This is a genomic window from Pseudomonas sp. MOIL14HWK12:I1, from assembly GCF_000510705.1.
GTDB classification, from domain to species: Bacteria; Pseudomonadota; Gammaproteobacteria; order Pseudomonadales; family Pseudomonadaceae; genus Chryseomonas; species Chryseomonas oryzihabitans.
Genome location: NZ_KI783308.1, coordinates 442,928 through 455,803 on the forward strand (window position 1 = coordinate 442,928; position 12,876 = coordinate 455,803).

Below are 12,876 nucleotides of genomic sequence, written 5' to 3' on the forward strand. Positions count from 1 at the left end.
CAGGGCTGCGCGGGACCGCCGCCACGGCCAGGGGCTCTGCCTAGAGGCTTTCCGCCTTGACCTTGGTGATGCCGTCTTCGCGATAAAGCTGCAAGGTTCCGGGCGTGGATTCGATCACCCGCTCGTTTTCGATGAGAAAGGAATAGACCGGCGTCGCGCTGCCCGGCGCGCGCAGGTTGCGGTATTCGTAGACCATCAGACGATCGAGCTGCGCGACCCGCTGGGGTGCGCCGAAACTCTGCCGGAGCTGTTCCTGGGTACGGCCGCCGAATTGCGACGGATCGGCCGGGGGCGGGGTGGGAGCCGAGCTGCAGGCCGATAGGGCGGCGAACAGGAGAAAGGACAGGCGTTTCATGACGGCTCCGCATGCAGGTTGAAAGGGCAGAGGAGTTGAGCTGCCCGTAGAACCAGACGGACCTGCAAAAACGCGATTCATTCCCCGCGCGGTATCAAAAAGCATACGAAAGGGAAGCCATCCGTCGACATCAATCCAACGGACTAGAATACCCAGCGTTGCTCTTGAGCAAAGGTCTGATGGTCGTTAAGCCAGCGGGCGCTATTGACTGGCTGCCGACTGTCACGCAGCTGGGCGTCAACTTTGGTAGGGATGGCATCGGTACTCAAGAGGGGGACCTGAAGGGTGAGGTCCGCCAGCTTGAGCGGGGGTATCGCGGGGAGGGAGGCTGCTTCGCCATTGAGGGCGGCAAAGGTCACGACGACACTGGCCAGAATACGAATTCCCATTCCTTGGGTCTCCTGGTAGATCCGAAGCGCGAATCTACCATTCCACTGCCTATTTGGTTCCCGGTTAATCCGACGTTAAAGCGCAGTTGTGATCCTGTTCGTCATTCTGTTTTCGAGCGGATCACACGACTGACAAGGCGATGGCGCGTCACTTAGGCGACGGGTACCGCGTCGCGGTGCTTGGCCGCCAGATAGGCGAACAGCGGCGGGCAATCCGACACCAGGCTGACCAGGGTCTGGCCGGCGGCGGGCTCTTGCCGTAACAGCACCTTTTCACGCCGGGCATTAAGATAGAGGGTGTATTCGGGGGTGCTGGATTGGGCGATGAATCCCTCGCCCATCAGCGCACTGCCCAGGGCCATCCGCTGCGGCAGCTCGCAGACACCCTGCCACTGAAAGGCGCGGATACCAAGGTTTTCCAGGGTTTCGGCGACGGCGCAGTCGATGCTCAGCGGCGGATGATCGAACAGCGGAAATTCGCGCGACAGCAACTCGAGGTGGCGTTCCAGACATTCGAAATGCTGTCTGGGTATCAGTCGCCGCAATTGCTGCAGCTGACCATTGCCGTGGAATAGCGAAGTTTGTGCGGTCATGGCGTCCTCCCGGTACAACGAGCTCTCACTAGTTCTGACGGCCGCGCGCGGATTTGGTGCGGTCCGCCGCTGCATTTCGCCGTCCTGACTGCCAATACCCGACAGCCTGCGCTCCCGAGATGACACGGCCATTACCAGGGGCCTCTAGTCGGACCTTTGCCGACATCGGCCAAAAGTGGCCGGGGTGCCGCCGCGGCCTGACAACGGTCCGCTGCAACCCTGGTGTGCGCCAGGCTCGCGACTATTCTTTTCCTCAGGCGGAACTGGCACCCTGGCGCCTTTTCCTCGTTCCAGGAGTGTCCATGACCGCCATCGCCCCCGCCATCGCTGAACGCTACCGCGCTGTCCAGGACATCGCCCGGGAGGCGGCGCAGCTCGGCCTCGACTTCTATCGTCGGCGCGCGGCGCTGCAGGTGGACCACAAGGGCAGCGACCTGCAGGACGTGGTGAGCATCGCCGACAAGACGCTGGAGGACCTTATCCGCCAACGCCTGAGCGAACGCTTTCCGGAAGATGGCCTGCTGGGCGAGGAGGGCGGTGCCACCGACCTCTCCGCGCCCTACCTCTGGGTCATAGATCCCATCGACGGCACCGCGCCCTTTCTCAACGGCCTGCACAACTGGTGCGTGTCCATCGGCCTGATGCACGAGGGCGAGCCCTTGCTCGGCGCCATCATGGATCCGAATCACGACGAACTCTTCCATGGCCTGCGCGGGCACGGCGCCTTCGTCAACGACCAGCCGCTGCGCGTCCATGCGGCCACCGAGATCCGCCAGGGCCTGACCGGACTGGGCACCACCCACAGACGCGGCAAGGAACACTTCCTGCCGTTCGTGACCGGCCTGCTGGCCGAGGGGGGGCAGTTCTTCCGCAATGGCTCGGGCGCGCTGATGACCGCCTACGTCGCCGCCGGCCGGCTGATCGGCTACTACGAGACCCTGATCCATGGCTGGGACTGCCTGGCGGGCCTGGTCCTGATCCGGGAGGCGGGCGGTCGTCACAACGCCTTCCTGCGCAACGATGGCCTGGTCAATGGCAATCCGCTGCTGGTGGCGGCGCCCGGGGTCTACGACCAGCTCGCCGCCCTGGTCGGACCGTCGCTGGACGGTTGAACGGGAAGAGTCAGGCGCTCGCGGATTTCAACACCCGGAGGAAGACCTATGACAAACCGAGCCAAGGCAGTGCTGGTGGCGGCTAGCCTGCTGCTGCCCGGCGTGGCAGTTGCAGCCGACGGGGGTTGCGCGGCGAAACGCCTGACGCTGGAACGGCAGATCGCCCAGGCTCAGGCGCAAGGCGATGCCGGACGGCTGGCGGGATTGCGGCGAGCATTCGACGCGGTGCAGGCGCACTGCACCGATGCCGGCCTGCGTCAGCAGCGGCTGGAGGTCATCCAGGCCCGCAGTCGCGAGGTGGCCGAACGCGAACGGGATCTGCGCGACGCCCAGGCCAAGGGCGACGCCGACAAGATCCGGGTGCGGAGCAGAAAGCTGGCCGAGGCCCGCCGTGAGCTGGAAGAGGCCCGCGCCAAGGCGAGCCGTTGATCGAACTCAGCGCCTTTCCTTGCGATAGATACTCGGCTTCCAGTAGTCCTTGAGTAGCAGATGCAGCGGCCCGCGCCAGCCACGCTTGCGCAACTGCCAGGCGATCAGCACGTTCATGATGCCGTGCCCCAGCAGCAGCACCGAACCATGGCGTTCGGCCAGTTCGATGAGGCGATCGGCCGCCTGGCCGGCACGCACCGAGGAGCTGCCGATGGATTCGGTGTGGGCGGCGAAACCCAGGAACCAGGCGGATCTGAAGAGCAGGCGCCAGGCCTTGACCGGCAGCCGCGGCGCATCCAGTTCCAGATAGGGCAGATGGGCTTCGGCATAGCGGTCATCGACCGGGCTGCCGGAACGCCCCATCAGGTACTCCAGCGAGCGCACGCAGCGGCCCAGGGGGCTGCTCACCACATAGCCCGCTTCCTGGGCCAGTCGCCGCGTCTCCGCGGGCTCCAGGCCGGCGGGCACCGGGGCTTTCTGGTAGCGCGCGACCCAGTCCTTCATCTCCCGCGGGGTGCAGCGAGCCTTGCTGGAAAGATCGGGTTTGCCGTGACGCACCAGAATGATCTGCATGAAAAGGTTACCTGGGAAAGATGCTCACTAGACCACTGCCCGTGCCGTTCGTCTCGCCGGGTCGTGATGGCATGGGTAGTGGCCAGGTGCCATTCGTACTACTTTGCGTGCCGCTTGGCTTGTTTATCTGGTAGAAGGTGATTGGGTTCACGAGTCTGGAGCCCTGACCGCTGCGCAGCAGGCCGCTTCAAGATGCCATCCGAGGTCCTGCCGGCAATCCGTCGCCCCAGCGACGGCCACGCCTTTCCATCCAGGGACCAGGAAAGCATGAAGACAACACTGTTCGCATTGGCGCTGCTCGGGCTGCAGCTGCTGGGATCCCCGCAGGCCACGGCTGCGGAAGAGGAGCACGTGGCCCTGATCAAGAGCGTCTCCGGCAGCGTCAAGGTGCTGCGCCAGACCGCCAGCCTGGACGCCCAGGCCGGTACCACCCTGCAGGTCGCCGATCGCCTTCAGGCCGGCCCGGATGCCACCGCGGCCATCGTCTTTCTCGACGGTACCCTGCTCACCCTGGGCAACGGCGCCGATGTGCAATTGCGTGACTATCTCTTCGAACCCAAGAGCAGTCGGTACGGTTTCTCGCTGTACCTGACCAAGGGCTCCGCCATCTATTCGTCCGGCAAGATTGGCAAGGTCGCACCCGACACGGTCAAGATCGAGACGCCGACCGCCACCATAGGCGTGCGCGGCACCCGCTTCCTGGTCCAGGCCCAATGACTGCCCTGATCGCTGTCGCGTCCCCTGGTCGTCTGCTGCTGAGCGTGCTGCTGTCCACGCTGCTGCTGGGCGGCTGTGCCAGCCCTCCACCACCGCAGACGCGGGTGATCCTGATGCCCGACGCCGATGGGCATGTCGGCGCCGTCTCGGTGACCAGCCCGGCGGGCCGCCAGGCCATCGACCAGGGGTTCGCCGAGGTCACGGTGGCCGGCCCGGGTCAGGCGCCGACCGCGGCCCAGGCGGTGGCCCAACCCCTCTTCGAACAGCAGCATCGTCAGGTGCTGGCGGCGCAGCCGTCGCCGCCCAAGACCTTCATCCTCAATTTCCTCTCCGACAGCATGGAGCTCACGCCGCAGTCCAAGGCGCTGCTGCCCGAGGTGCTGGAAACGGCACGGCAGCGCATCCCCACCGAGATTTCGGTATTCGGCCATGCGGACGGCTCGGGTGCGCCTTCCTACAACCTCGACCTCTCGGGGCAGCGTGCCCGCAAGGTGGCCGGTCTGCTGCAGCGACTCGATCCCAAGTTGCGCATCAACGTCGAATTCTTCGGCGATACCGTGCCCCTGGTACCGACGCGTCCCGGTAAATCCGAGCCGCGCAATCGGCGTGTCGAAATCCTGATTCTCTAGGGTCGCGGGCATGAACTCCGTTGCGACCCTGCTGCGCCGGCGCGCGCCCTGGATGTTCTTGGTCAGCCTTGGCCTGTCGCTGGCCTTCGGCCTCGCCGCGCTGTTGCAATGGACGCCACTGCAGTACCTGGATCGCCTGGCCTACGACCAGCTCAGCCGCCTGGCGGCCAGCAACGAGGACGCCCGCGACGTCCAGGTAGTCAGCATCGACGAGGCCAGCCTGGCGGCGCTGGGGCAGTGGCCCTGGCCGCGCTATCGGGTTGCCCAGTTGCTTTCCCGGATCGCCGAGGCCGAGCCGGCGGCGATCGCCGTGGACGTCCTGTTCAGTGAGCCGGACCGTACCTCGCTCAAGGCCCTGCAACAGAGTTTCCAGGACGACTTCGGCATGCACCTGAGCTTTTCCGGTGTGCCGCCGGAGTTGCAGGACAACGACGGCTATCTCGGTTACGTCATGGGGCAGACGGGCGCCGTCGGCGCCCATTTCTTTTTCCTCGATCTGCAGCAACCCGTCGCTGCCGCGCTGCGGCCAGGGGTGGGCTTCAGCGGCGCCCTCGACGCCCTCAGGCTGCCCAAGGCCAGCGGCGCGCTGGACAGTGTGGCCCCCATCGCCAGCCAGACGCGCTTCAGCGGCTTCATCAACAGCCAGCGCGACAGCGACGGCATCCTGCGACGCGTGCCGCTGCTGCTCAGCTATCAGGGCATCATCCATCCGAGTCTGGCGCTGGCCGCCACCCTGCGCGCCCTGGGGCTGAACGAGGGCGTGGTGGAGACCGGCCTGGCGGGTCCGGTGCTGCGGCTTGGCGACCGCCGCCTACCGCTCGATCGCGAAGGCCAGGCGCTGCTGCGGCTGCACGGCGCCGCCGAACACTACCCGGAAGTCTCGGCCCTGGCGGTGCTCAGCGGCGCGGTGACACCGGCCACGCTCAAGGGCAAGGTCGTCTTCGTCGGCGTCTCGGCCGCAGGCTTCAACGACCTGCACGCCACGGCGCTGGGACAGACCTTTTCCGGCGTCAGGCTGCAGGCGGCCCTGACCCAGGACCTGCTGGACGATGCCCTGGTCCGAATCCCGCAATTCGCCGGCGTGCTGCAACTGGCGTTGTGCCTGCTTGGCGGTCTGCTGCTGTCCGCCGGCTTCTTCTTCAACCGCAGCCAGCGGCGCTTCGTCCTCCTGGCGGCGGCGTCGATCGTCCTGCCGCAGCTGCTGGGCGCCTGGCTGTTCGTTCGCCATGACGTCTTCCTGCCGCTGGCCGCACCCCTGGTGCTGGTAGGGCTGCTCACGGCCCTGGCGCTGGTCACGCGGATCGTGCTGGCGCGCCAGCACGAAGAGCGCTGGCGCCGGCAACTGGAACGCTCGCGCCAGGTCACCATCGAGTCCATGGCGGCGGTGGCCGAAACCCGGGATCCCGAGACCGGCGCCCATATCAAGCGCACCCAGCACTATGTTCGCGCCATCGCCGAGGAGCTGCGCCGTGCCGGCCAGGCGCCGGAATTGCTCACGCCGGACTACATCAAGCTGCTGTTCCTGTCCGCGCCCCTGCACGATATCGGCAAGGTCGGGGTGCCGGATGCCATCCTGCTCAAGCCTGGACGGCTGACGCCGGAGGAGATGCAGGTGATGCAGCGGCATGCCGAATTCGGTCGGCAAATCATCCTCAGCACCGCCAGCCACCTGGAGGATGACAACTTCCTCGCCCTGGCCGCCGAGATCGCCAGCACCCACCACGAGAAGTGGGATGGCAGCGGCTATCCCAACGGACTGTCCGGTACCGATATCCCGCTGGCGGGGCGGATCATGGCGGTGGCCGATATCTACGACGCCCTGATCAGCCGGCGCTGCTACAAGGAGCCGTTCAGCCACGAAGACTCGCTGCAGATGATGCGCGAGATGCGCGGCAGCACCTTCGATCCCCTGGTGCTCGATGCCTTCCTGGCCATCGAACCGCAGATCTGCGCCATCGCCCAGCGCTTTCACGATGAAGGGGTGGGAGGGACCCGGCGTCTGGTTTGAATCCGTCCCCCTTCCTGCCGCCTCGCTCCTCGATTCCTGGTGCCTTCTCCCTCTCGCCGGCATCCAGCTCGTCATCCGGCTGGTTTGCCTACCGCTGCACAAGGCGGAGAGGGCAGCCGCTCATTTCTTGAAACATTCCCGAGAAAATCGCCGAATCAGAGCGATGGAAGGCTGACGTCTGGAAAGCTCCGTCCTTGACGGCTTCGCGCGGGCAAAGCATAAGTTTGCGGTCGCTTATGATATTAATTTGCATTTACAGATGCATCCAGGTTGCATAGCCTGCGTTCCGCCGCGCAAGACGGCATCGGATACCGGTCCCTGGAAAATCTCCAGCGAGTCCTTACGTGGGGTACGGACGGGTCGGTGTTTCCCTAGAGGACGACCAACGACATGCAGCTCTTCTCCCTTCGCCTCATCGCGCTTTCCGTCTCCATGGGCGTGGCGACCCTCGCCCAGGCCGCTCCCGTGGCGTTGTCGCAACCGGCGCAGCCGCTGGCCGATGCCTTGCAGAGCTTCGCGCGCGCCAGTGGCCTCCAGGTGAACTACGATCCCGCCGCCCTGGTGGGCAAGCGGGCACCGGCACTGGCGGGGCGGATGGAGCCGGATGTCGCCTTGCAGCGCCTGCTGGCGGGCAGCGGCCTGGCGGCCTCGGTCAGCGGCTCGGTCGCGACCGTCGCCCCGGTGGCCACCCAGGCCGCTGCCGGCAGCGTGGCCCTGGATGCCACCACCATCAGCGCGGACGATGGCTCCCTGACGGGTCGGACGACCACCGAAGGGACCCGCTCCTACACCACCGGCGCCATGAGCACCTCCACCGGCCTGCCGCTGTCCATCCGCGAAACGCCCCAGTCGGTGAGCGTCATCACCCGGCAGCGCATGGAAGACCAGGGCATGACCGATCTCAACGATGTGGTCCGCTACGCCCCGGGCGTGACGCTGAACAAGTTCGGCGGCGACCGCCAGGAATTCCTCTCCCGCGGCTTCCGCATCGACAATATCATGTACGACGGCCTACCCACCACGGCCGGGACCTTCACCCTCGACACCTTGTCCTCGGCCGACCTGTCCATCTACGACCGGGTGGAAGTGGTGCGTGGCGCCACCGGCCTGATGACCGGCGCCGGCGATCCTTCGGCCACCCTCAATCTGGTGCGCAAGCGCCCGACCGCCTTCCCCCAGGTCAGCGTCACCACCAGCGCCGGCAGCTGGGACCGCTACCGTACCGAGGTCGACGCCTCCAACAAGCTCAACGAAGCCGGCACCCTGCGCGGTCGCGCCGTGGCCGCCTACGAAGACGGCAACAGCTTCCAGGACGTGCGCGAGCGCAAGCGCCAGACCTTCTATGGCGTCCTCGAAGCGGATCTCAGCGACGCCACCACCTGGACCATCGGCGCGTCCAAGCAGCGTGAAGACAAGACCTCCGACTGGGGCAGCCTGCCCAGCGGCCCCAACGGCGAGAACCTGCACCTGTCGCGTTCCACCTTCCTGAGCGGCGACTGGGCCTACTGGGATCAGGACAACTACACCCTGTTCTCCGACATCACCCACACCTTCGACAACGGCTGGAAAGCCAAGCTGGCGGCGCAGCAGGTCTGGGCGAATTCGGATACCTATTCCAACTACCTGACGTCGACGGCCGCGGACTTCAGCTACAGTTCGGTCAGTGACTTTGGTACCGCTTCCGGCGCCTATCGCACCGATTCCGATCAGCTCAACATCGATGCCTCGGTCAGTGGTCCCTTCCAGTTGATGGGTCGCGAGCACGAACTGATGGCCGGGATCAGTCGGCGGCAGGATAAGTTCTATCAGCGTGGCGGCTATTCCGGTGCCACTCCGGTGGACATCTACAACTTCCGTCCCAGCAGCATCCCCAAACCGGCCAAGGACACGCTGACGCCCTATGCCAGCAAGAACACCACGACCGAAGAGGCGATCTACGCGGCGGCGCGCTTCAACCCCATAGATCCGCTGCACGTCATCGTCGGGGGACGAGTCAGCTGGTATGACTTCGACAACCTTTACAGCGACAACGACTACAAGGCCACCCGCGAAGTCACGCCCTATGCCGGCATCATCTACGACCTGAACGACACCTATTCGGTCTATGCCAGCTATACCGAGATCTTCAAGCCGCAAAGCGAGCAGAACTCCGGAGGTTCGGTCCTGGAGCCCATGACTGGCAAAAGCTACGAGATCGGTCTCAAGGGCGCCTATTTCGATGGCGCGCTGAACGCGTCCGTGGCGCTGTTCGACACCATTCAGGAGAATCGTGCCTACCTGCCAGCCAACCAGGCCACCTTCTGCCCTGGCTATCCCGCGCAGAGCTGCTACAGCGCGGCGGGCGAGGTCCGCAGTCGCGGTATCGACGCGGAAATCTCCGGCCAACTGACGCCAAACTGGCAGGCGTCTGCGGCCTATACCCTGGTGCTTAGCCAATACACCAAGGATGTCACCTACGAGGATCGCCGCTTCGCGCCCGAGCAGCCCAAGCACCTGTTCAAGGCCGCCACCAGTTATCAACTCACGGGTAGCCTGAGCAACTGGCGTATCGGTGGCGATCTGCAGGCCCAAAGCGAGACCTTCCAGCGCGTCGGTACCGGCGAAGCCAAGCAGGATAGCTATGCCCTGGTGGGGCTGATGGCCGGCTACCGCTTCAACGAGCATTGGGATGGCCGGGTCAACTTCAACAACATCTTCGATGAGAAATACTGGCAGGGCATCCCGACAGGTACCGGGAGTGGCACCTACGGCGATCCCCGCAACGTCATGCTCAGCCTGAAGTGGACGCTGTAACCGGCGCGTGACGCCTGCGCTTCGCCCTTGTCCGGACCCCCGGACCTGGGCGAAGCTGCGGACTTCCGCCAAGGAGTGCCGCCCATGTCCAGTTCCACCGTCCACCTGGAACGCTATGCCGACCGCCATGCCGAGGGCCTCGCTGCCCTCTATGGCGATCCGGCCGTGGCGCGGCAGGTGCTGCAGCTACCCTATCAGAGCGCCGAACAATGGCGGCAGCGTCTGAGCGGCGAACGCGAAGGGCGGATAGGACTGGTCGCCCTGCAGCAGGGGCGGGTGGTGGGCAGCGCCAGTCTCGAACAGCAGCAACGCATTCGCCGCCAGCACTGTGGCGCCCTCGGCATGGGCGTGGCCCGGGATTGCCAGGGGCAGGGCATAGGCACCCAGCTGCTGACGGCCCTGCTCGACCTCGCCGACAACTGGATGAATCTGCAAAGGGTCGAGTTGACCGTCTTCAGCGACAACGAGCCGGCCCTGGCGCTCTATCGCAAGCTGGGTTTCGAAGAGGAAGGGCTGCTGCGTCGCTATGCCCTGCGCGATGGGGTGTTCGTCGACGCCTACAGCATGGCGCGCTTCAAACCCTGATCGCGGTGTATGAGAGAAACTTGAGTTCATCACAAGAAACCTGAGTTTGTTTCATGGTTCATGCGCGACGACAATCTCCACCCTGTCAGGTGGAGGTGTGCAATGGTCAAGATTCATTCCCAGGGTTCCGCGCGGCGCGCGCAACAGGGTGACGCGTCCCTGGCGACGCTGGCGTCTCTCGACGATTGCGACCGGACCGCCCTGATCGCCCAGGGGCGCCAGCAGCGTCAGCAGGCTTGGCGCGCCCAGCAGGCCGCGGGTTGTGAGTGGCTCGCGGTAGGCGACTTCGGCTGGGGCGATCGGGTTCTGGCGCATTCGTATCTGGTCGGCGCCGCCGCTCGCACCGAGGCGGAAGACGATCATCTATTCGCCGGTCCCTGTCAGGTCCCGGTATTCACCTCGGACCAGTCCTTTGCCATCGGCTGGGAGCAGCTGTTCGACGAGGTCGCCGAGGCCCAGGCGCTCGGTCTGGTGGCCAAGCCGGTGATCCTCGGACCCCTGAGCTATCTATGGCTCGGTCGCTCGCTCGATCCGGCCTTCGACCGCCTCGAATTGCTGGAAGCGCTGCTACCGGTCTATGGCGAGATATTCGCGCGGTTGGCCGCCCAGGGCGTGGAATGGGTCCAGCTCGATGAGCCTCTGCTGACGCTGGAACTGCCGCTGGCCTGGCGCACCGCCTTCGAGAGGGCCTACAACCTGCTGCAACGCGAACCGCTGAAGAAGCTGCTGGGTGTGCGTCAGGGCGAGTTGCTCGACAACCTGGGGCTGGCTGCCGGTCTGCCGGTGGAGGGGCTGCATGTCGACTGGCCGCGGTCGGTTCAGGCCCAGCAGGGGCTGCTCGATCGGCTGCCGGCCTACAAGACGCTGTCGCTGGGTCTGGTGGAAGACGCCGAAGCCCGGCCGATCGGCCAGCAGCGGCGGCTGCAATTCGCCCGTCAGGTCGGCGAGCGCTTGCAGGAACGCCTCTGGCTGTCGCCCGCGGCCTTTTCCGGAGCTGTCGACACGATCCAGGCCGCGGCACTGACTGCCGAATTCAACACCCTGGTGCGAACCGCACGCCAGGCCGGGGTGGACACGTCGCTAGCGCCCAGCGAACAGCCCTGGTCGGCGATCGAGGCGGCCCTGGCCAAGCTGGGCGCCGCCCAGTCCGGTCTGGTGTCGTCCTGAATCAGCGGTGGGCGGTCAGCAACAGACCGCCTGCGCCGGCAAAGAAGGCCCCGGTGGCCTGATTGAGCCGGCGCACCCCACGGGGTCCGCGGATGAAGCGGCGGATCTGGCGGCCGAACAGGCCATAGATCACGGCCGCGACCAGCTCCGCGAACAGATGGGTGCCACCCAGGTAGACGAATTGCTGGGTCGTCGGCTGAGTGGGATCGATGAACTGCGGAAAGACCGCGGCGAACAGCAGGATCGCCTTGGGATTGCTGATGCCGATGAGGAATTCCTGCAGCATCAGCCGGTGCAGCGCCCGCGGTTGCGCCGCACCGCTCTCGGCCAGGTCCAGGCCGTCGAAGGCCCGGCTGCGCCAGCTCTTCACGCCCAGGTAGAGCAGGTAGAGCGCGCCGACCCACTTGATGACGGTAAAGGCCGTCTCCGAAGCCAGCAGCATGGCGCCCAGGCCCACCGCCGAAATCACCAGGAAGATCACGAAGGCCACGTCGCGCCCCAGGGCCGCCAGTCCCGCCGTCACCGCGCCATGGCGGATGCCGTTGCCGAGCGAGCAGAAGTTGTTGGGGCCGGGGGTCAGGGCGATGAGCAGGGCGACCGGAAAGAACAGCAGGGCATCGACGAGGTTCATGGCGGTCGCCTGGTGCGCCGCACGGGCGCCGAAGAGGAGGGGTGGTCGACTATTTAAACCGTCTTTCCACGCCTTTCTCCACCAGAATCTTCGCCGAGATTTCCTCCACGGAAAAATGCGTGGTGTTGATGAAGGAGATGTTCTCGCGACGGAACAGACTCTCCACCTCGCGCAGTTCGAATTCGCACTGGGCAAAGCTCGCATAGCGACTGTTGGGCCGACGCTCGTGACGGATCGCCGCCAGGCGCTCGGCATCGATGGTCAGGCCGAACAGCTTGTCCTTGTAGGTCTTCAGCGAGGCGGGCAGCTGCAGGCGCTCCATGTCCTCTTCGGTCAGCGGATAGTTCGCCGCGCGGATGCCGTATTGCAGCGCCATGTAGAGGCAGGTGGGCGTCTTGCCGCAGCGCGAGACCCCGACCAGGATCAGATCGGCCTGCGCATAGTGGGTCGTGCGGGCGCCGTCGTCGTTTTCGAGTGCGAAATTGACGGCCTCGATCCGCTCCATGTAGTGACTATTGTGCATGATCGAATGTGACTTCCCTACCGAATACGAAGATTCGGCGGAAAGTTCCCTTTCGAGCGGGGATAAAAACGTGGAGAAGATGTCGATCATGAACCCGTTCGACTGGTCCAGAATGGCCCGGATGTCACGGTTGACGATGGTATCGAAGATGATGGGTCGCGCACCGTCCTGGACGGCGGCGGCATTGATCTGCTGTACCATCGCCCTGGCCTTGTCCAGCGTATCCACGTAGGGGCGGGTGACCTTTCTGAAGGTGATGTCCCCGAACTGGGCCAGGAGGCTCTGACCGAGGGTTTCGGCCGTGATGCCGGTACCGTCGGAAATGAAAAAGGCGGTTCGTTGCATGGAGGGACGTCCTGGTGGCGTACGGGG

At 65.2% G+C, this 12,876-nt stretch carries 14 protein-coding genes; 8 read left to right on the forward strand and 6 right to left on the reverse strand.

Features of this window, described 5'->3' with window-relative positions; all coding sequences use genetic code 11:
- Positions 1 to 40: 40 nt before the first annotated feature.
- The 3 genes from PSEK12I1_RS0119665 to PSEK12I1_RS0119675 form a co-directional block, all read right to left on the reverse strand.
- Complete coding sequence (locus tag PSEK12I1_RS0119665; protein WP_027602668.1) at positions 41 to 355, reverse strand: hypothetical protein; 315 nt, start codon at positions 353 to 355, stop codon at positions 41 to 43.
- A 143-nt stretch (positions 356 to 498) separates the two neighbouring features.
- Positions 499 to 744: a hypothetical protein gene (locus PSEK12I1_RS0119670; RefSeq protein WP_027596969.1), complete on the reverse strand. Its 246-nt coding sequence runs from the start codon at positions 742 to 744 to the stop codon at positions 499 to 501.
- A gap of 152 nt (positions 745 to 896) precedes the next feature.
- Positions 897 to 1,337, reverse strand: a complete 441-nt coding sequence (locus PSEK12I1_RS0119675) for a hypothetical protein (protein ID WP_027602669.1) — start codon at positions 1,335 to 1,337, stop codon at positions 897 to 899.
- A 302-nt stretch (positions 1,338 to 1,639) separates the two neighbouring features.
- Here PSEK12I1_RS0119675 and PSEK12I1_RS0119680 point away from each other — a divergent pair, with 302 nt between their 5' ends.
- Positions 1,640 to 2,449 carry an inositol monophosphatase gene (locus PSEK12I1_RS0119680; protein WP_027596967.1) on the forward strand — a complete coding sequence of 270 codons (810 nt, stop codon included), beginning with the start codon at positions 1,640 to 1,642 and terminating at the stop codon, positions 2,447 to 2,449.
- Between the two features lie 48 nt (positions 2,450 to 2,497).
- On the forward strand, positions 2,498 to 2,878 hold the full coding sequence (locus tag PSEK12I1_RS0119685; protein ID WP_027602670.1) for a DUF1090 domain-containing protein: 381 nt from the start codon (positions 2,498 to 2,500) through the stop codon (positions 2,876 to 2,878).
- A 6-nt stretch (positions 2,879 to 2,884) separates the two neighbouring features.
- Here the strand turns inward: PSEK12I1_RS0119685 and PSEK12I1_RS0119690 are convergent, their stop codons facing one another.
- Positions 2,885 to 3,451: a histidine phosphatase family protein gene (locus PSEK12I1_RS0119690; protein WP_027596965.1), complete on the reverse strand. Its 567-nt coding sequence runs from the start codon at positions 3,449 to 3,451 to the stop codon at positions 2,885 to 2,887.
- A gap of 267 nt (positions 3,452 to 3,718) precedes the next feature.
- On the opposite strand from PSEK12I1_RS0119690, the gene PSEK12I1_RS0119695 reads away from it, so the two are divergent.
- The 6 genes from PSEK12I1_RS0119695 to PSEK12I1_RS0119720 all read left to right on the forward strand — a co-directional run bounded on the left by PSEK12I1_RS0119695 (position 3,719) and on the right by PSEK12I1_RS0119720 (position 11,350).
- Positions 3,719 to 4,168 carry a FecR domain-containing protein gene (locus PSEK12I1_RS0119695; protein ID WP_027602671.1) on the forward strand — a complete coding sequence of 150 codons (450 nt, stop codon included), beginning with the start codon at positions 3,719 to 3,721 and terminating at the stop codon, positions 4,166 to 4,168.
- Complete coding sequence (locus PSEK12I1_RS0119700) at positions 4,165 to 4,797, forward strand: OmpA family protein (RefSeq protein ID WP_027602672.1); 633 nt, start codon at positions 4,165 to 4,167, stop codon at positions 4,795 to 4,797. The genes PSEK12I1_RS0119695 and PSEK12I1_RS0119700 overlap by 4 nt, the downstream gene beginning before the upstream one ends.
- 10 nt (positions 4,798 to 4,807) lie before the next feature.
- A complete protein-coding gene (locus PSEK12I1_RS0119705; RefSeq protein ID WP_027602673.1) occupies positions 4,808 to 6,805 on the forward strand; it encodes a CHASE2 domain-containing protein in 1,998 nt (665 codons plus the stop codon).
- Positions 6,806 to 7,195: 390 nt separating this feature from the next.
- Positions 7,196 to 9,598 carry a TonB-dependent siderophore receptor gene (locus tag PSEK12I1_RS0119710; protein ID WP_027602674.1) on the forward strand — a complete coding sequence of 801 codons (2,403 nt, stop codon included), beginning with the start codon at positions 7,196 to 7,198 and terminating at the stop codon, positions 9,596 to 9,598.
- Between the two features lie 84 nt (positions 9,599 to 9,682).
- A complete protein-coding gene (locus tag PSEK12I1_RS0119715) occupies positions 9,683 to 10,183 on the forward strand; it encodes a GNAT family N-acetyltransferase (RefSeq protein WP_027602675.1) in 501 nt (166 codons plus the stop codon).
- A gap of 102 nt (positions 10,184 to 10,285) precedes the next feature.
- Positions 10,286 to 11,350: a 5-methyltetrahydropteroyltriglutamate--homocysteine methyltransferase gene (locus PSEK12I1_RS0119720; protein ID WP_027602676.1), complete on the forward strand. Its 1,065-nt coding sequence runs from the start codon at positions 10,286 to 10,288 to the stop codon at positions 11,348 to 11,350.
- 1 nt (position 11,351) lies between these two features.
- Here PSEK12I1_RS0119720 and PSEK12I1_RS0119725 read toward each other — a convergent pair whose 3' ends face one another.
- Together PSEK12I1_RS0119725 and PSEK12I1_RS0119730 are read right to left on the reverse strand one after the other, a co-directional pair.
- On the reverse strand, positions 11,352 to 11,981 hold the full coding sequence (locus PSEK12I1_RS0119725) for a LysE family translocator (protein ID WP_027602677.1): 630 nt from the start codon (positions 11,979 to 11,981) through the stop codon (positions 11,352 to 11,354).
- Between the two features lie 49 nt (positions 11,982 to 12,030).
- On the reverse strand, positions 12,031 to 12,849 hold the full coding sequence (locus PSEK12I1_RS0119730; protein ID WP_007159264.1) for a pyruvate, water dikinase regulatory protein: 819 nt from the start codon (positions 12,847 to 12,849) through the stop codon (positions 12,031 to 12,033).
- Positions 12,850 to 12,876 lie beyond the last annotated feature (27 nt).

What these genes read in the sequence shown, in the direction of transcription:
- PSEK12I1_RS0119665 (WP_027602668.1), bottom strand. Translation starts at nt 355, where the DNA reads ATGAAACGCCTGTCCTTTCTCCTGTTCGCCGCCCTATCGGCCTGCAGC.
- PSEK12I1_RS0119670 (WP_027596969.1), bottom strand. Translation starts at nt 744, where the DNA reads ATGGGAATTCGTATTCTGGCCAGTGTCGTCGTGACCTTTGCCGCCCTC.
- PSEK12I1_RS0119675 (WP_027602669.1), bottom strand. Translation starts at nt 1,337, where the DNA reads ATGACCGCACAAACTTCGCTATTCCACGGCAATGGTCAGCTGCAGCAA.
- PSEK12I1_RS0119680 (WP_027596967.1), top strand. Translation starts at nt 1,640, where the DNA reads ATGACCGCCATCGCCCCCGCCATCGCTGAACGCTACCGCGCTGTCCAG.
- PSEK12I1_RS0119685 (WP_027602670.1), top strand. Translation starts at nt 2,498, where the DNA reads ATGACAAACCGAGCCAAGGCAGTGCTGGTGGCGGCTAGCCTGCTGCTG.
- PSEK12I1_RS0119690 (WP_027596965.1), bottom strand. Translation starts at nt 3,451, where the DNA reads ATGCAGATCATTCTGGTGCGTCACGGCAAACCCGATCTTTCCAGCAAG.
- PSEK12I1_RS0119695 (WP_027602671.1), top strand. Translation starts at nt 3,719, where the DNA reads ATGAAGACAACACTGTTCGCATTGGCGCTGCTCGGGCTGCAGCTGCTG.
- PSEK12I1_RS0119700 (WP_027602672.1), top strand. Translation starts at nt 4,165, where the DNA reads ATGACTGCCCTGATCGCTGTCGCGTCCCCTGGTCGTCTGCTGCTGAGC.
- PSEK12I1_RS0119705 (WP_027602673.1), top strand. Translation starts at nt 4,808, where the DNA reads ATGAACTCCGTTGCGACCCTGCTGCGCCGGCGCGCGCCCTGGATGTTC.
- PSEK12I1_RS0119710 (WP_027602674.1), top strand. Translation starts at nt 7,196, where the DNA reads ATGCAGCTCTTCTCCCTTCGCCTCATCGCGCTTTCCGTCTCCATGGGC.
- PSEK12I1_RS0119715 (WP_027602675.1), top strand. Translation starts at nt 9,683, where the DNA reads ATGTCCAGTTCCACCGTCCACCTGGAACGCTATGCCGACCGCCATGCC.
- PSEK12I1_RS0119720 (WP_027602676.1), top strand. Translation starts at nt 10,286, where the DNA reads ATGGTCAAGATTCATTCCCAGGGTTCCGCGCGGCGCGCGCAACAGGGT.
- PSEK12I1_RS0119725 (WP_027602677.1), bottom strand. Translation starts at nt 11,981, where the DNA reads ATGAACCTCGTCGATGCCCTGCTGTTCTTTCCGGTCGCCCTGCTCATC.
- PSEK12I1_RS0119730 (WP_007159264.1), bottom strand. Translation starts at nt 12,849, where the DNA reads ATGCAACGAACCGCCTTTTTCATTTCCGACGGTACCGGCATCACGGCC.